Source organism: Rhizobium ruizarguesonis, assembly GCF_012349115.1.
Taxonomy (GTDB): domain Bacteria; phylum Pseudomonadota; class Alphaproteobacteria; order Rhizobiales; family Rhizobiaceae; genus Rhizobium; species Rhizobium ruizarguesonis.
The window spans coordinates 1-16,901 of record NZ_PQIG01000119.1 but is presented as its reverse complement, the minus strand read 5'-3'; the positions used below and the strand labels follow the sequence as shown (position 1 = coordinate 16,901).

Here is a 16,901-nt window from a genome sequence, read left to right as displayed (position 1 = left end):
CCCTAAAGTACAATATCGGGCGAAGGCAGAATTCGCTAAAGTTCAGCGGGCCGGGGCAGAGATGTGGCCGGCTTCGCAACCCTGCCGGAGGCAGCTCCAGCAGGTTCTTCATTTTCAAAGCAGTCTTAGTTGAATCGACGCCTGCAATCGCAGCCTTTGCCGCGAGCGGCTCCGTCGTTCAAGAACGTCAACGGAGGGATTTGAAATGAATGGCAGAATCCTTATCCGCTGCATCGGAGCACTGGCTTCTTCCACCATTCTCTGGTGTGCGGCCTCGCCCCTGCAAGCGCAGGACTCCCAACGAAAACCCAACATCCTGTTCATCGTTTCGGATGATACCGGCTACGGAGATCTCGGCCCCTATGGCGGGGGTGAAGGTCGTGGGATGCCGACCCCGAACATTGACAAACTGGCTGAAGACGGCATGACCTTCTTCTCCTTCTACGCCCAGCCGAGCTGCACGCCCGGCCGTGCGGCCATGCAGACGGGGCGAATACCCAACCGCAGCGGCATGACGACAGTTGCCTTTCAGGGCCAGGGCGGTGGCTTGCCCGCGGCCGAATGGACGCTAGCATCCGTCCTGAAACGTGGTGGCTATCACACCTACTTCACCGGCAAGTGGCATCTCGGCGAAGCGGATTACGCCATGCCGACTGCGCAAGGCTATGATGAGATGCGGTACACCGGCCTTTACCACTTGAATGCCTATACCTATGCCGATCCCACCTGGTTTCCGGACATGGATCCGAAGCTGCGGGAGATGTTCCAGAAGGTGACCAAGGGGGCTTTGTCCGGCAAGGCAGGAGGACCAGTGACCGAAGAATTCAAGGTCAACGGGCAATATGTCGACACACCCGTGATCGACGGTAAGGAAGGCGTTGTCGGCATTCCGTTCTTCGACAGCTACGTAGAGAAAGCGGCACTGGGCTTTCTTGACGAGGCTGCCAAAGCGCCGGACGAGCCCTTCTTCATCAACGTGAACTTCATGAAGGTCCACCAACCGAACATGCCGGCCCCGGAGTTCGAGCACAAGTCGCTGTCGAAGTCGAAGTATGCGGACTCGATTGTGGAACTCGACACTCGCATTGGCCGAATCATGGACAAATTGCGGGAAACCGGAATGGACCGCAACACGCTGGTTTTCTACACCACCGATAATGGGGCGTGGCAGGACGTCTATCCGGACGCCGGATACACCCCGTTCCGCGGAACCAAAGGCACCCTGCGAGAGGGCGGCAACCGTGTTCCTGCGATTGCGGTCTGGCCGGGAAAGATCAAACCCCGCACCAAAAATCACGACGTCGTCGGTGGTCTCGATCTGATGGCGACATTCGCCGCAGTCGGCGCGGTTCCGCTTCCCGACAAGGATCGCGAAGATAAGCCGATCATCTTCGATAGCTACGACATGTCGCCGATCCTGCTCGGAACCGGTAAATCGGAACGTAAGTCATGGTTCTACTTTACCGAAAACGAGCTCTCGCCCGGTGCGATACGCGTCAACAACTACAAGTTCGCGTTCAATATCCGCGGCGATGACGGAGCCGCGACGGGCGGGCTGGCGGTCGACACCAATCTCGGCTGGAAGGGTGAGGAGAAGTATGTCGCCACGGTGCCCCAAGTGTTTGATCTGTGGCAGGACCCGCAGGAACGCTACGACATTTTCATGAACAACTTCACGGAGCGGACCTGGATGGGCGTGGTCATGGGCGAGGAATTGAAGAAGATCATGGCCACCTACGTGGAATACCCACCTCGCAAGCCCCAGAGCCTGACCTACAACGGTCCCATCACGCTATCGGATTACAGTCGTTTTCAATGGATCCGAGAATCGTTGGCAAAGGAAGGCGTGAGCATTCCTATGCCGACCGGCAACTGATTGTCGCACGGCGGCCTGGATCCAACCAGAGCCGCCGTCTTCCAAGCGTGGCTATATGACTTTCGCACCAGTAATTTGGAGGCCATCCAATGTTCGCGTTTCAAGATTTCATCAAATCGGCCCGCGGCGGAACGTTGGCTGTTACTGCGGCTCTTCTCTTTGTTGCTTCCGCGTACGCTCAAAGTGATCCGCTGCCCTCATGGAACGACACGGCCTCGAAGGCAGCCATCGTTTCTTTCGTCGATAAGGTAACTGGGCAAGGATCGCCCGAATTCGTTCCGGAACCGGAACGCATCGCCGTTTTCGACAATGATGGAACCCTGTGGGTCGAACATCCGATCTATACGCAGCTCGCATTCGCTCTCGACCGAGTGAAGTTGCTTGCTCCGCAGCATCCAGAATGGAAGGAAACGCAGCCGTTCAAGGCCGTGCTCGAAGGCGACATGACGGCGCTCGCGGCGTCGGGAGAAAAGGGCCTCGTCGAGCTCATCATGACCACGCATGCCGGAATGACCAGCAACGATTTCCAGAAGATCGTGACCGATTGGCTGGCGTCAGCACGTGACCCAAAATTCAAGCGGCCTTACACAGAACTCGTCTATCAGCCGATGGTCGAGCTTCTCGCCTATCTCCGCGCCAACGGTTTCAAGACCTTCATCGTTTCAGGCGGAGGCATCGAGTTCATGCGGCCATGGGCAGAAAAAGTCTATGGCGTCCCGCCCGAGCAGGTTATCGGCTCGTCGATCAAGACCGAATTCAGAATGCAGGACGACACGCCGACCCTCTATCGGCTTCCCGAAGTCAATTTCATCGACGACAAGGCCGGCAAGCCCGTCGGGATCAATCAGCAGATCGGTCGGCGGCCGATTGCCGCCTTCGGCAATTCCGACGGAGATCTCGAAATGCTGCAATGGACGACCATGGCGGGTGCACCTGCCAGACTCGGCGTGCTGATCCATCACACCGATGCGGAGCGTGAATACGCCTACGACCGTGATACCGAAGTCGGCCGCCTCGACAAGGCGCTCGATGCGGCCGCAATCGCCGGCTGGACCGTGGTCGACATGAAGGCTGACTGGAAACAAGTGTTCAAGGATTAGGATTGCGCCTCACGCCAGAGGTTTGAACCACGGCGACCCCGACTTTCTAACACGTCAATAGGGAGCGATTGAGTGGCAGCATCTGTTCGGTCAGCAGCAGTGGGACGAATAGCCGTCCTGCTTTTCCTGTTGCTCGCGCCTGCCGGGCGCAGCCTTGCCACTGACGACATCTCGACATCCGGGGCCGACCCGCAGATATCGATCCATGAGGGTTTCGTGGACGAAAGGACGTGCGCATCCTGCCATGCCGATCAGGCCGCGGCTTTTTCAAAGTCTCACCATGCGAAGGCCATGGCGCTGGCTGACGACGAAACAGTACGCGGCGATTTCAAAAACACCCGGTTCGACCATGACGGCGTCGTCACGACCTTTACCCGTCGCGATGGCCGTTTCTTCGTCGACACCGAGGGAGCGGACGGCGGCCAAGCCGAGTTCGAAGTCAAATATACCTTCGCCTACGAGCCCCTGCAGCAATACCTCGTCGACATCGGAGGCGGACGGCTGCAGGCTCTCGACATCGCCTGGGATACGGCCAGACGGCAGTGGTTCTGGCTCGGCAACGGCACCGTGGCAAAACCAGGCTCGACCTATCATTGGACAGGTCCTTTCTATCGTTGGAACCGCACCTGCATCGATTGTCATTCGACCGATCCCCAGGCGCGGTTTCAACCGCAGACGAACGAATATAAGTCGACCTACGTCGCCACCAGAATCGGCTGTCAGTCTTGTCACGGCCCTGGAGCCAAGCACGTCGCTTCGGCGCAATCGGGCAGTGTCTCATCCTACGTCAAACCGGATACAGGTCTGCCGAAAGTCGATGCGGGCATCTGCTTTGCCTGCCATGCCAGGCGCACCAAGCTGCTGGACGGCTACCAGCCCGGTAAGCCCTTTCTCGACTATTTCTCCCCTGACCTGCTCCGGCAGGATCTTTATTTTCCGGACGGGCAGATCCTCGACGAGGTCTTCGAATATGGCTCGTTTCAGCAAAGCAAGATGGCAAGGGCCGGCGTGACCTGTCTCGACTGTCATCGGCCGCACGAGGCCGGGCTTAAGGTCGAAGGCAATGCGCTGTGCACGCAATGCCACACCGAGACGAAGCCGGAGCGCTTCGTCAACCAGGATCCGAGCGGCCTGTTCGACACTCCCGCGCATACCCACCATCAGGCCGGTTCGACCGGAGCACAATGCGCCAACTGCCACATGCCGGAACGTACCTACATGAAGGTCGATCCGCGCCGCGACCACTCCTTCGTCATCCCCCGGCCCGATCTATCGGCAAGCCTTGGAACGCCGAATGCGTGCACGACCTGTCATGTCGGCAGAACCGATGATTGGGCAGCCGAGACAATGGACAAGTGGTACGGAACGCAATGGCGCAAACGCCCATCTATCGCCCATGCCTTCGCTGGAGCTGCGAACGGCGATCAGGCCGCGATGGAAGCTCTGCGGGCGCTTGTCGGTGACAAGGACCAGGCAGGAATTGTCAGGGGCAGCGCCATCGCTGCAACAGGCGGGACTGGCGGCCTGGATATCACCGCCGACATTCGGGCGGCCGCAGCCGATGCAGATCCGCTCGTCAGGCTCGGCGCAGCAGAAGCCGCAGGCAACATTGCGCCAGAACACAGGCTGGAGGCGATCGGCAACCTGCTGGGCGATGCAACGCGCGCCGTGCGCGTTGCCGCCGCCAATGCACTCGCAAGCATCCCGCCCAACCTCTTCGGCAATCAGCGAGGCAATTTCGAAGCCGCCGTCGCGGACCTGCGCGCCTATGTCGAAACGAATGCCGACGTCGCGGAAACACAAAGCAATTATGGCGTCTTCCTGTTTGCCCGACAGCGTACGGGCGAGGCCGAAGCCGCCTTCCGGCGAGCGATTTCGCTCGACCCGACATTGGAGGCAATGCGCATCAATCTCGCGGAATTCTACCGCGCCTCCGGCCAGAACGACAAGTCGGAGCAGACCTATGCCGAAGCGATCGGTATGGCGCCGGACCGCGCGGATCTGCGTTACGGACATGCGCTGTCCCTGGTGCGCAAGCAGGCATTAGCCGAGGCTATCACGGAACTCCAAGAAGCGGTGCGGCTGGATCCGCAAAACTCCCGCTACAAGACGACCTTTGCCGTCGCTCTCGATTCCGCTGGCCGGACGGAAGAAGCGCTGGACAAGCTCGATGGTTGGGAAGCAGACGCAGACGCCGATATGATCGGCCTGGCGCTCCAATACAGTCTCAAGCTTCGACGCTTGCCGGAGGCGCTGAGATACGCCGAGGATCTGGCGCGACTGAGGCCACAGGACCAGCAGATTTCAGGCCTCATTGGGCAGTTGAAGCAGGCGATCAACGAAAAATAGGTATTTGAGCTTGTCGAAATCTACTTCTCGCTGCACAGTGCCGACTCGGGACAGCAGTGCCGAGGCGAAACGAGATCGGGGGATTCTCATGAAAGCCATATACTTGCGTGCCATTCTGTTGGTGGCGGGCATTTGCGCGGCGTCGGCCGGCAACGCCGCCGATATCACGCCGCTCACGCCGGAAGCAAAAACAGTCGAGAGCCAGAGCGGCTGGCAATTCACCTTCGCGCCATATTTCTGGGCTGCCGGCATATCCGGCGATATTGCGCAGTTTGGGCTGCCGGAAGTTCATATCGACGCGGATTTCGGCGATATCCTCAATAACCTCGACTTCGCTTTCATGGCGGCAGGCGAAGCAAGATACGATCGCTTCAGCATCGTGGGTGACGTGATCTATACCAAGCTGGGTGCCGACGCCGACACACCTGCCGGTATCCTTGCCGAGAGCGTCGATGTGACGTCGAAGACCTTCGCGGGATTTCTTGGAGTCGGTTACGCCGTGCTCGAAGATCAAAATGGCCACCTCGACGTGGTCGGTGGCATGAGGGTCTGGTCGGCCAAAACCGAGATCTCGTTCAATGGCGGCATTCTGGCCGGAGTGGATGTCGAAGACAGCGCCACATGGGTCGATGCCGTCGCCGGCGTCCGAGGAAACTACTTCTTCACGCCGGAAATCTATGTCACGGGGTGGGGCCTGCTGGGCGCCGGCGGCGCCGATATCGACTGGGATGTGGCGCTGGGCCTCGGCTACAAGTTCAACGACACCATCTCAGCGGTCGCCGGATATCGTGCACTCGGCGTCAACTACGATAATGACGGGTTCGTCTTCGACGTCGTCCAGCAGGGGCCGATTATCGGAGTCGCCATCCGGTTCTAACGGGCGGACCGGCGAACTTCGTACTGTTGGCAATTATCCTTCCAGTATGCTCGCCTTTTGAACACCTGGTGTCCTCGAGGAGCCGGAACAACGACCTCCCCAGGAAGCAGAGAGCCGCCGTGACAGCGGCTCGCAGTTCGGTATCCAACAGGATCGATCCCGGGGATATCGTTTCATTTCGGAGGAAGCCTGCCTTGCGGGCTGGGTTCAATCGGATCATGGAGGCATTGATGAAGAAAGCCGCTTCTTGGGTAGTACTGGTTGTCGCGCCGCTCGGTGTCTGGACAGGGACGGCAGCCGCCCAGTCGAGTGAAGACTTGGCGAAGAAGCTTTCCAATCCAATAGCCTCGCTCATCAGCGTGCCGTTCCAGTTCAACTACGATCACGGCTATGGTCCAGACGACGGCGACAAGGCGACGCTGAACATTCAGCCGGTCGTTCCCTTCAAGATCAACGAGGACTGGAACGTCATCTCGCGCACCATCCTGCCCGTCACATGGCAAAACGACATCGCCGGACCATCTGGAACGCAGTTCGGTCTGGGCGACACCACGCAAAGCTTCTTCTTTTCGCCGTCCAAGCCGACCGAGAGCGGCATCGTCTGGGGCGTCGGCCCGGTGTTCCTGCTGCCGACGGCGACGGACGAGCTCCTCGGAAGCGGCAAGTGGGGTGCGGGTCCGACAGCGGTCGTCCTTAAGCAGGACGGCCCCTGGACTTACGGTTTTCTCGGGAACCACATCTGGTCGTTCGCTGGTCAAAGCGACCGCGAGGATGTGAGTTCGACATTCCTCCAGCCGTTCCTCTCCTACACGACCAAAGACGCATGGACGTTCTCGCTGAATACGGAGTCGACATATAACTGGGAAACGAACGACTGGTCGGTGCCGATCAACTTCGCAGTCGCAAAGCTGATCACCATCGACAAGCAGCCAATCAGCCTGACGGCGGGCTTACGATATTGGGCGGCGGCTCCAGACAATGGCCCGGAAGGACTGGGCTTCCGCGTCGCGGTCACGTTCCTCTTCCCGAAGTGAATCCGCAGTCGGCGACGCGCGCGGCGGCTGTAGTAGCAAAAGCTCAACCTTCTTTTGCTATCGCTAGAGCCGATTGCGTTGGAGATGATGTTGGCGATGAAAAATCTCGCGGCTATGGTTTTGATGGCAGCCGTCCTGCAGCCGGCGTCCGCCTTCGGCGAGACCGAATGGATGGGCGGTGCGAGACAATGGTCGGTCGGCTTTGCAAATGAGAGCCCGCATCCCTATTGCCGCCTGCTGTGGGACAGCGAGATCGGCAAGACCATGGAATTCCGCCAGAGCGCGACCGAGACGTTCTGGCTGGTTTCAAAGAACACGTGGGACATTCCGGCCAAAACCAAGACCGAGGTGACGCTCACCAACCGTACGACGACGAAAGTGGTCGCCGCCGAATTCTTCGAAAAGAACACGCTTCGCCTCTGGGGTCCGGCCAGCAAGGGGAGCGGCGGACTGAAGAAGATCATCAAGAATTCCTTTGCCGGAATGCCTGACGTGCAGCTTACCTTTGCCGGCGATGAAGGCGACTGGACACTGCCGCTCTCGCGGGTGGATCAGCTCTACCCGACTTATCTCCAGTGCCTCAAACGTCTCGAGGCCGGCGAAAAGCCAAAGCAGAATTCCGAAACCAGCAAGCCGTTCTGACAGCGGTCTTCGACTCAACCGATCGGCGGCGGCGCAGTATCACGAATCAGGCTGCGCACGGCTTCGATATCGCCGTTGAGCGGCCGTTCGTCGCCATAATGGGAAACATGTTCCCGCACTGCCTTATAGACCAGGTCCGTGCCTGCCGCCCGCGGCGCCGTCGCCACCAGGAAATCATGCGCCTGGGCAGCGGCCATCAGCTCGATCGCCAGGATATATTCGGCGTTGTCGATGACGGCGAGCAGCTTGCTGGCGGAAGCCGTCGGGTGCGCAAGGAAATCCTCCTGCAGGCCCGAGGTCAGCCCGCCGTCCATGGCCGCGGGTGCGGCAAGGCGGCGGTTCTCGTTGCTCAGTGCGGCAGCGGTATATTGGGCAATCATGAAGCCGGAATGGCTGCCGGCATCGCTCGCCAAAAAGGGCGGCAGGCCGCTCACCAGCGGATTGACGAGCCGGTCCATGCGCCGCTCGCTGATCGCGCCGATCTGTGCCAGCGAAATCGCCAGGCTATCGGCCGCTTGCCCGAGCGCCGGGGCAACCGCATGGGCTTCGGAAGAGACGATCGGATGTTCCGGCGTGCCTGAGACAGCCGGATTGTCCGTCACCGAAGCAAGCTCCTGATCGACGACGCGGGCGGAATTGTCGAAGACGTCGCGGGCGGCACCATGGGCGTGCGGCACCGAACGAAGACTGAGTGCATCCTGCGTGCGTCGGCCGAAGGCGGCGGCAACAAGGCCGCTGCCTTGAAGCCTGGCGCGCAGGCTCGCTCCGACTTTCTCGATCCCCGCCGATGGGCGCAGCGCCAGCACCGCCGCGTCGAAGGCGGCAATCTGGCAGCCTGCCGCTTCCAGCGTCAGTGCTGCGATCGCATCGGCCCAGTCGAGCAGCCGCTCGGCGCGCAAAAGCGCTACAGCGCTCAGACCGGTGGCGCAGGCCGTGCCGTTGACAAGGCTCAAGCCTTCCTTGGCGCCAAGCACCAGTGGTTCGAGGCCGATCGCGGCAAGCGCCTCGCGGCCACTCATACGCCGGCCGTCGAGGTGAGCGCTGCCTTCTCCGATCAGAACAAGCGCGATATGGGCGTTGTGGACGAGGTAACCGGCAGAGCCTTTGGAGGGCACGTCGGGAATGCAATCATGTTCCAGCATGGCCGCAAGATGCTGGACGATCTCGCCCCGCACGCCGGAATGACCATGGGCGAAATTGGCAATCTCAGCCGCGATGATGGCGCGCACTTCGCGGGCGGACAGCAATGGCCCGACGCCGCAGGCATGGCTGAGCACGATGCTGCGTGACAACAGGCTCTGCGAGGCACGATCGACCACCGTATCGGCCAGTGCCCCGACGCCGGTGTTGACGCCATAGGCGCGCACGCCCGTCTCGACGATGCGCGCAACGATGCGGCTTGCCCGCTCGACGCGTGCTGAGGCGGCCGGCGACAGCACAAGCGCTTCCCCTGCCCCGACGCGCGCCACATCGCGCCAGCTCAGCACGGACTCGATGGTGATTGTCATTGACCGCTTCCGAAATGGCCGATGAACTGGCGAAAGGCGGGTGTCGCGCCACCGGTAAACATTTCGTCAGGCTTGCCGCTGCTTTCTATCAGCCCTTCGCGCATGAAGACGACGCGGTTCGAGACGTTACGGGCAAAGCTCATCTCATGGGTGACGACGAGCATGGTCATGCCCTCCTCGGCCAGCGCGCGCATGACGCGCAGCACTTCGCCGACAAGCTCCGGATCAAGCGCCGAGGTCGGTTCGTCGAAGAGCATTACCTTCGGCTTCATCGCCAGCGCACGGGCGATTGCGGCACGCTGCTGCTGGCCACCGGAGAGATGGGCGGGATAGGCATGGCGCTTATCGGCGATGCCGACCTTTTCGAGCAGCGCTTCGGCCTCGGCGATGCAGTCGGCGCGCGGTCGCTTGAGCACGTGGATCGGCCCTTCGATGACGTTCTGCAGGATCGTCATATGGGACCAGAGATTGAAGGACTGGAACACCATGCCGAGTTCGGAGCGGATATGGTCCACCTGTTTCTGGCTGGCCGGCTTGCTCGTGCCGCCCTTGTGCACCATGCGGATCTGTTCGCCGTCGACAAAGATCTCGCCGTCGCTTGCGGTTTCGAGCAGGTTGATACAGCGCAGAAAGGTCGACTTGCCGGAGCCGGAGGCACCGAGCAGCGAGATCACATCGCCGTCTTCCGCATCGAGGGAAATGCCGCGCAATACTTCGTGCGTGCCGAAGCTCTTGCGGATATTGCGGACCGATAGTCGGGTTACGCCTGGCATGGGTGCTCCAATCGGGTCAAAGATCGACTATGCCTTCAGCGCCTGCGGAATGGCGCGGCGATGTCGGGACAGCGAATATTCGAGCAGAGCCATGCCCTGCAGGATGATGAAGTTGAGGACGAGATAGATGATCGCCGCACAGAGAAAGACTTCCATCGTGCGGTAGGTCTGCGAGATCAGCCGCTGGGCGACGCCGGTGACCTCCCAGACGGTGACGAGGCTTGCGAGCGCCGTCGACTTCATCATCAGCACGATCTCGGTGGAATAGGCCGGCAGCGCGTGGCGAAAGGCGATCGGCGCCAGGATACGGCGCACCAGCAGGAAGCCGGACATGCCGATCGAGCGCGCCGCTTCGATCTCCTTCGGCGAGACGGCGCGAATGCCGCCACGGAAGATCTCCGCCGTGTAGCCGGCGGTGCAGAGCGCCAGCGACAGCACGGCGCAGACCATCGGCTCACGCAGGAACGGCCAGAGGAAGGAATAGCGGATGACGCCGAACTGGCCGAGGCCGTAGAATACCAGGAACATCTGGATCAGAAGCGGCGAGCCGCGGAAGACGAAGATATAGCCTTTGGCGAAGCTCGAAAGCACTTTGTTGCCGCTGGTCCGCATCCAGACGATGACAAGCGCCAGCAGGCCGCCGGAGACGATCGACAGGGAAAACAGGATGAGCGTCGTCGGTACGGCCTTGAGCAGGGTGACCATGGTCGAGGCGATGAAGGTGAAATCCATTGTCGCCTCCTTACGCCTGGCCCATGGCGGATGCCGGCATGCTGCGATTGGCGCGGCGCTCCGCCCCGTTGAAGATGCGGTCCGAAAGGCTGGTCAGGAGCAGATAGAGGCAGCCGCCGGCGATGAAGAACAGGAAATATTGCCGGGTCGAGCCCGCCGCCACCTGGCTGGTGCGCATCAGCTCGGCAAGACCGGTGACGGAGATCAGCGCCGAATCCTTGAGACTGAGCTGCCAGACGTTACCGAGGCCGGGAATGGCGAGGCGAAAAACCTGCGGCATGATGATGCGGCGAAGGCGCATGCCGCGATGCATGCCGATCGCCGAGGCAGCCTCGAGCTCGCCCTTGGAGATGGCGAGAAAAGAGCCGCGGAACACCTCCGCCTGGTAGGCGCCGGAGATGATGCCGACGGCAAGCGCGCCTGCGACAAAGGAGGGCAAGCCGAGGAAACCTTCGTAACCCATGGCCTGGCCGATCGAGGTGACGGCCGACGAGCCGCCGAAATAGATGAGATAGATGATCAACAGTTCCGGCACGCCGCGAAACACGGTCGTGTAGACATTGCCGAGCGTGACAAGGACAAGGTTGCCGGAGAGTTTCGCGGCTGCGACGATCGCGCCCAGCACCGCGCCGATCGCCAGCGCCGTCGCCGTGACAGCCAGCGTCATCAAGGCGGCGGCAATGAGCAGCGCACCCCATCCCGTCGAGCCGAAGCCGAGAAGTTCCAAGCTTGCCATATCGTCCGTTCCCCGTCCGTGGCAGTGTTTTGCGGATTGACAATAGCATGCGGTCTCCGGCGATAAAGCCGAAGACCGGTGTTTGCGGCCGAAAGGCCGAAACGCTTATTGCGGGCTGACGTCGACCTTGAACCACTTCATCGAGAGGTTCTTGACGGTGCCGTCGGCAAGTGCGGACTTAATCGCCTCGCTGAACTTGTCACGCAGGTCCGTATCGGCCTTGCGGACACCCAGGCCTTCGCCCTCGCCCCAGATCGGACCGATGATCTCGGGGCCGGTGAAGTCGAGCGCGCCGTTGGCGGAGGCGAAGGCATTGGCGAAATAGACGGCGTCGTCGAAGCCGAGGTCGATGCGGCCGTTCTGCAGGTCGAGGTCGCGGTCGGCACCGGTCTTGTATTCGCGGATCTCGGCAATATCGCCGAAATTGTCATAGACGAACTTGGCATAGACGGTCGCCGCCTGGATGCCGATCGTCTTGCCCTTGAAGGCCGCCTTCAGCGCGTCGATTTCCTTCACGCCGGTCTGGCCGGGCGTCATCTTGATCGTGGCGCCGGTGCCGGCGGCCTTAGCCAGCGGGCTGTCCTTGGCGGTGGCGAAGGCTGCAGGGGTGGCGGCATAGGGAATGGTGAAGTCGATGACCTGCTTGCGCTCTTCGGTGATCGACAGCGCATCCATGATGACGTCGAACTTGCCGGCGTTGAGCGCCGGGATCATGCCGTCCCAATCGGAGGCGACCAGCGTGCATTCGATCTTGGCGCGCTCGCACAGCACCTTGGCGAGTTCCGGTTCAAAGCCGCCGAGCGTGCCGTCGGCATTGGTGAGGTTCCAGGGCGCATAGGCGCCTTCGAGTGTAATGGTCGCCTTCGTCCAGTCTTTGGAAAAGGCAGGCGCGGCGAAGGCGGAAAAAGCCGCCACGCCACAAAGCAGGATTGCGCTGAATTTCATTTGTGAATTCTCCTCTGGAGTTGAAACAGACCTTGCGGCACCACGGCCGATCTTCGCCGGCTTGCCCTTTCCTGTCCTATTTCTGTTTCGGGACCGATTGGGAGGTTGTATATGGTACCATATGAGATATTTTGTGATATGCAAGAGGAAAGTCGAATTATGTAGCGAATTCCATTCGTGCAAAAGGAATAGGCAATGAAGCGTCCCGGCGAGATGAAGCGCGAACTGGCGCAGAATGATAGCACCCCGCTCTATGCCGGCGTCAAGCAGGTGATCCTCGACCGCATCCAGAGCGGCGAGTGGCCGCCGAAGTACCGGGTGCCGTCGGAAAACGAGCTGGTCGTCGAACTCGGCGTCAGCAAGATGACCGCCAACCGGGCGCTGCGCGAACTTGCCAACGAGGGCGAACTTGTCCGCATCCAGGGGGTCGGCTCCTTCGTTGCCGAGCGCAAGGGCTATTCGGCGCTGTTCGAGGTGCGCAACATCGCCGAGGAAATTGCTGAACGCGGCCATGTCCACGAGGCCTCCGTCGTCGTTCTCGCCCGGGAAACCGCCTCTCCCGAGGTTGCCGACGCGCTCGAACTGCCGATCGGTGCTGCGGTTTTCCACTCGCTGATCGTCCACAGCGAAAACGGTGTTCCCGTGCAGATCGAGGACCGCTTCGTCCATCCGGAGGCCGCGCCCGAATATCTCGACCAGGATTTTTCGACGCTGACGCCGAACGCTTATCTGACGGCTGCGGCCCCGCTCAGCGGCTCCGAGCACGTTGTCGAGGCGGCGATGCCGCAGGCCTGGGAATGCAAGCTGCTGACCATCATGAAGACCGAACCGTGCCTGACGATCCGCCGGCGCACATGGTCGGCAAAACAGGTGGTCTCGACCGCCCGTCTCGTCTATCCCGGCCACCGCTACCGGCTGGAAGCGCGCAGCGGCAAGATGTTCGACGAATGAAAACACCTGCTATGTTGTATATGGTACTGTGCAGGCTGCGCCATCGCCGTGAGTGAAGCTATGATAAGCAGCGGCCTTGCCCTTGTTCTTCATCAAGCGGGACTTCGTAGATCTGATCGGAATTATCAAACATTGAGCCGATTGCGGACGGTAGGGATTGGGAAATTAATCCAGCTCGTAGACAGCGTTATCCTGCACTTCCCGCAGCCCCTTGTATGAGGCGTGCCGCAGCTTACGGTCGTCCGTCCACGCCCTGTACTCGATCTCGGCGATCAGCTTTGGTTGCAGCCAGATGACGCTCTTGGGATGGAGCATCCACATGCCAAGCCTAGCGCAGATGACAGGGTCGCTGCACACCCACAATTTCTATGTCGGGAAGTTGAAAGCTAAGCAGGCGCAACTTTTCGGCAGCGACCCTTAATTGGCGATGCTGCTCGACAATGTTGCTGAGGTTCTAAGCGGCCATGCGGTCACCTTGACCGATGAAATAGCCGACCTGGAATGCGAAGAGTAGTCACACTGAAATATTTTCATGGAAAATCAATGGCGTTGCCACACCCTGCCACACCTCAGGTGAATGCTAAGCTCACCACGATGCCGGTTCCGAAGACAGCGGATGCGCCTCATCTCGGAAATTCAAACTCCTGTTGAACAACCGCGCACTTGGTAACCATTGTCACAAAAGTCCAGAAATAGTGCTTGCGCAGATTTCTCGCATGGGCTGTAGCTAATTACTTGGGGTGGGGGAAATTCATGAACATAATAAATAGCGCAGGCATGTCTTCTGCGGCTGCCATAGCGTCACCTGACGAAGAAGTTATTCAACTTCTATATATGACAGCGAAGGAAGAGGATTTCTGCTGTCTCATGACTGACGGGGAATGGGAAGATTACGACAAGACCATTGTAAATCGCGCCTGCGATCTTGGCCTCGTCACCATTCGTAGTCCCGGTGGCGGGTGGAGTTACGTGACCGGCTGGCGGCTTACAAAGCTCGGCAAAAAAACAATCGGCATCCCAGTAAAGCTCAGCATCATACCCCGCCTTCTGGCATTCTTTACCCGCTGAACGCTAGTCGATCTAATAAACCGCCGCATTGTCATGCACCTCGCGCAGTCCCTTGTAAGACGCGTGACGGAGCTTGCGGTCACCGCGGTGCCAACATCGTGTTCGGCTATGTCTCGCGGTGACCCCGGAGCCACCCTGCGCTCGTGGAACGGGCGGACGCCAGCAGGTTTGAATGTCGAGATAAGCACTTTGGATAGATGTTCGCCGTGCTCTAACGCGGTTACAATCTTCGCTTAAGGAGAAGGGAGTGAACGATGAAAGCGATCACGGTTTCTGGCCTCATTATGCTAGCCTTCGCATCTGGTGCATATGCCGCAACCATGACGGCGGAGCAGTTGAAAAGCGAGTTGGTGGGCCACCCAATTCACTGGAAGTCCAAGACGCAATCGGGCGTCACAACTTATAAACCAGACGGAACGATTGAAGCGACTGTCGACGGGGACAAGGCCACCTACAAGGGGACATGGAGCATCAAAGATAATAAGATGTGCGAGAAGTTCGGCAAGGAAAAATGTGCAACGATCAATTCGCTTGGAGGTAAGAAATACTCCAAGGGGGCCGGAACGTTTACGGTGGAATAGTGCCTGTTTCGGTTTTCGTCACCAGGCAGCTTACCTGCCGCCTGACTTCTCGCGTAACGGGAAAAAGCGCCTGAGCTCAGTCGGCAGCCTTGATGCTCGTGTTGCAGAGCCTCCAATAGCCACCGCCCTTCAGGATCCCGAAGCGGCGCAACGACTGGTGCGATTGAGCATATTGCCCCTTCATCTGACGTTCAGGTTGGATCGCCGAAACTAGTCTAACAGCCTCGGCCACAGATCTATGGACGACCTAGATGTTTCCAGCGCTGACCTCCCTTTCCGACCATGATATTGAAGTTGTGGTCGATGCCCTGACGGAATGGTGTTCTCAGCATCATTGCGACATTCAGAGCTGTCGCGGGCAATTTGCCCTCGCCGCGGCTGTCGATGCGGTCCAGAGCTCACCGAACCGTGACACCTTGCTGCATCAGCTTTCGGAGAAATTGATGGACAGTAATTGAATAGCGCGTTTCGGATATGTCAGTGCGACCGCCCGGCGCACAGGAGAGTTGGTTGCGTGGGGTTAGGCAATATCGCCGAGCGGCCAATTGAATATTACTAGAGACTATTATCGACTTGAAGTCACTTTGTACATCAGAGTGAAATCGTACGATCATTGCCTAGTTTTGTAGCAAACATCTGTGGAAATAGCATTCACAAAGTACTTATTTTATTGCAAATGTATGATTTATCATCAAAGTGATTTTGCAACGCGGCTTAGTCACAAGCCGTAAAAAACACCCCCCTTCCTGATCCCGCTCCAGCGGGGTTTTTCTTCTCTAGACTTGCGTGAACGCCATTAAGCGAACATTGCACAAGCACAGATTAGTGCTTCGCATTGGTCCGGAAGCGCACAGGAACCTTTTGGACGACCCGTTGTTTGGCCATGAGGATCGTACAGGTGGCCCAATCCAGGGGCCGTCCGCCATCCCTTCCTTCCCGTGCGATCCGTCCTTTCCCAAATTACCCCGTCTCCACGGGGCCTTTTTTCGGATCGAGTCCCGCGGAAGCAAATGGACGCGCGACTTTAATGCACGACCTGCGGCGAGCAGGCTGGAAAGTTGAGATTCGGCAGCTAATTTGGAAGCCTGCAACAAAAAAAGCCGCCTATCCGGAGAGGCGGGTGGCGGTGTGGCCGGATAAACGGTGTTATTGCGCGGCCAATCCGATTCAGGAACCATTTCAACAATCGACAGCGGAAGTTTAATCCAATCGGCAATTTGCTCAGGCGTTTTTGCGGTTGCAAGGAGTTAATCCACAGCTGCGACACTGACGTCGAGCGGACGAACACGGAGGAGGGGGTAACTGGGCCTTTAGACAAACTGCTCGGGCCGCTTTCGATTGAAGCGCGTCGGGATTCGAACCCGAGACCTACCGATTAAAAGTCAGTTGAGTTGCCACTATATCTTATTGATATTATTTCCTCATTTTTAGTGAATTTCTCCGTGTGCATATGAGTGTGCGTGTAGGAGTGCGAGGGGATGGTCCCGTACTGGGGTGCGCGACAGTGAAATGGTTAGGAAGAACACCGCCCCCTTTCGCGGTCCGCTCCCCTTGTCGTCTCAGAACACGAACGGAACGAGCCGGTAACGGGTCGTAGCCATGAAAGCCTCGTAAGCAGGGTCCTGTTTGAGCAGACGTTCTTCCGCCAGGAGGCGGAAACATTGTGCGGCCAGGGCCGTCGCATAGATGGCGAAATTCCAAAGGCTCGGATGGGCCAGGAAGAAGCCGA

At 59.2% G+C, this 16,901-nt stretch carries 15 protein-coding genes and 2 pseudogenes; 10 read left to right on the top strand and 7 right to left on the bottom strand.

Annotated elements, in window-relative coordinates; genetic code table 11:
- Positions 1 to 205: 205 nt before the first annotated feature.
- The 6 genes from C3Y91_RS32235 to C3Y91_RS32210 all read left to right on the top strand — a co-directional run bounded on the left by C3Y91_RS32235 (position 206) and on the right by C3Y91_RS32210 (position 7,878).
- Complete coding sequence (locus C3Y91_RS32235; protein ID WP_168576259.1) at positions 206 to 1,876, top strand: arylsulfatase; 1,671 nt, start codon at positions 206 to 208, stop codon at positions 1,874 to 1,876.
- 89 nt (positions 1,877 to 1,965) lie between these two features.
- Positions 1,966 to 2,976 carry an HAD family hydrolase gene (locus C3Y91_RS32230; RefSeq protein WP_130828100.1) on the top strand — a complete coding sequence of 337 codons (1,011 nt, stop codon included), beginning with the start codon at positions 1,966 to 1,968 and terminating at the stop codon, positions 2,974 to 2,976.
- 72 nt (positions 2,977 to 3,048) lie between these two features.
- The gene (locus tag C3Y91_RS32225) at positions 3,049 to 5,325 is read left to right on the top strand and encodes a tetratricopeptide repeat protein (RefSeq protein ID WP_168576258.1); all 2,277 of its coding nucleotides are present in this window, start codon (positions 3,049 to 3,051) and stop codon (positions 5,323 to 5,325) included.
- A gap of 88 nt (positions 5,326 to 5,413) precedes the next feature.
- On the top strand, positions 5,414 to 6,202 hold the full coding sequence (locus C3Y91_RS32220) for a hypothetical protein (RefSeq protein ID WP_024319893.1): 789 nt from the start codon (positions 5,414 to 5,416) through the stop codon (positions 6,200 to 6,202).
- Positions 6,203 to 6,420: 218 nt separating this feature from the next.
- The gene (locus C3Y91_RS32215) at positions 6,421 to 7,236 is read left to right on the top strand and encodes a transporter (RefSeq protein WP_168576267.1); all 816 of its coding nucleotides are present in this window, start codon (positions 6,421 to 6,423) and stop codon (positions 7,234 to 7,236) included.
- 96 nt (positions 7,237 to 7,332) lie between these two features.
- A complete protein-coding gene (locus C3Y91_RS32210) occupies positions 7,333 to 7,878 on the top strand; it encodes a hypothetical protein (RefSeq protein ID WP_168576257.1) in 546 nt (181 codons plus the stop codon).
- A gap of 14 nt (positions 7,879 to 7,892) precedes the next feature.
- Here C3Y91_RS32210 and C3Y91_RS32205 read toward each other — a convergent pair whose 3' ends face one another.
- The 5 genes from C3Y91_RS32205 to C3Y91_RS32185 all read right to left on the bottom strand — a co-directional run bounded on the left by C3Y91_RS32205 (position 7,893) and on the right by C3Y91_RS32185 (position 12,572).
- On the bottom strand, positions 7,893 to 9,386 hold the full coding sequence (locus C3Y91_RS32205) for an HAL/PAL/TAL family ammonia-lyase (RefSeq protein ID WP_168576256.1): 1,494 nt from the start codon (positions 9,384 to 9,386) through the stop codon (positions 7,893 to 7,895).
- The gene (locus C3Y91_RS32200; protein WP_018482978.1) at positions 9,383 to 10,159 is read right to left on the bottom strand and encodes an ABC transporter ATP-binding protein; all 777 of its coding nucleotides are present in this window, start codon (positions 10,157 to 10,159) and stop codon (positions 9,383 to 9,385) included. Before C3Y91_RS32200 ends, C3Y91_RS32205 begins: the two co-directional genes overlap by 4 nt.
- Before the next feature lie 27 nt (positions 10,160 to 10,186).
- Positions 10,187 to 10,891, bottom strand: coding sequence for an ABC transporter permease (locus tag C3Y91_RS32195; protein WP_018069856.1), 705 nt, complete (start codon positions 10,889 to 10,891; stop codon positions 10,187 to 10,189).
- 10 nt (positions 10,892 to 10,901) lie between these two features.
- Complete coding sequence (locus C3Y91_RS32190; RefSeq protein ID WP_018069855.1) at positions 10,902 to 11,627, bottom strand: ABC transporter permease; 726 nt, start codon at positions 11,625 to 11,627, stop codon at positions 10,902 to 10,904.
- 105 nt (positions 11,628 to 11,732) lie between these two features.
- Positions 11,733 to 12,572: a transporter substrate-binding domain-containing protein gene (locus C3Y91_RS32185; RefSeq protein ID WP_018069854.1), complete on the bottom strand. Its 840-nt coding sequence runs from the start codon at positions 12,570 to 12,572 to the stop codon at positions 11,733 to 11,735.
- A 195-nt stretch (positions 12,573 to 12,767) separates the two neighbouring features.
- Between C3Y91_RS32185 and hutC the strand changes: the two genes are divergently transcribed.
- Entirely contained in the window at positions 12,768 to 13,523 is a 756-nt protein-coding gene (gene hutC, locus C3Y91_RS32180; RefSeq protein WP_018069853.1) for a histidine utilization transcriptional repressor HutC, read from the top strand.
- A 165-nt stretch (positions 13,524 to 13,688) separates the two neighbouring features.
- Here the strand turns inward: hutC and C3Y91_RS32175 are convergent.
- Positions 13,689 to 13,826 (bottom strand): annotated as a pseudogene (locus C3Y91_RS32175) (ATP dependent DNA ligase); the annotation flags it as partial.
- A 450-nt stretch (positions 13,827 to 14,276) separates the two neighbouring features.
- Between C3Y91_RS32175 and C3Y91_RS32170 the strand changes: the two are divergent.
- The 3 genes from C3Y91_RS32170 to C3Y91_RS32160 all read left to right on the top strand — a co-directional run bounded on the left by C3Y91_RS32170 (position 14,277) and on the right by C3Y91_RS32160 (position 15,630).
- The gene (locus C3Y91_RS32170; protein ID WP_130666231.1) at positions 14,277 to 14,591 is read left to right on the top strand and encodes a hypothetical protein; all 315 of its coding nucleotides are present in this window, start codon (positions 14,277 to 14,279) and stop codon (positions 14,589 to 14,591) included.
- Positions 14,592 to 14,845: 254 nt separating this feature from the next.
- A complete protein-coding gene (locus C3Y91_RS32165) occupies positions 14,846 to 15,172 on the top strand; it encodes a hypothetical protein (protein ID WP_018069850.1) in 327 nt (108 codons plus the stop codon).
- Between the two features lie 251 nt (positions 15,173 to 15,423).
- A complete protein-coding gene (locus C3Y91_RS32160; RefSeq protein ID WP_130773563.1) occupies positions 15,424 to 15,630 on the top strand; it encodes a hypothetical protein in 207 nt (68 codons plus the stop codon).
- Between the two features lie 1,101 nt (positions 15,631 to 16,731).
- Here the strand turns inward: C3Y91_RS32160 and C3Y91_RS38270 are convergent.
- Positions 16,732 to 16,901 (bottom strand): annotated as a pseudogene (locus C3Y91_RS38270) (methyltransferase family protein); the annotation flags it as partial.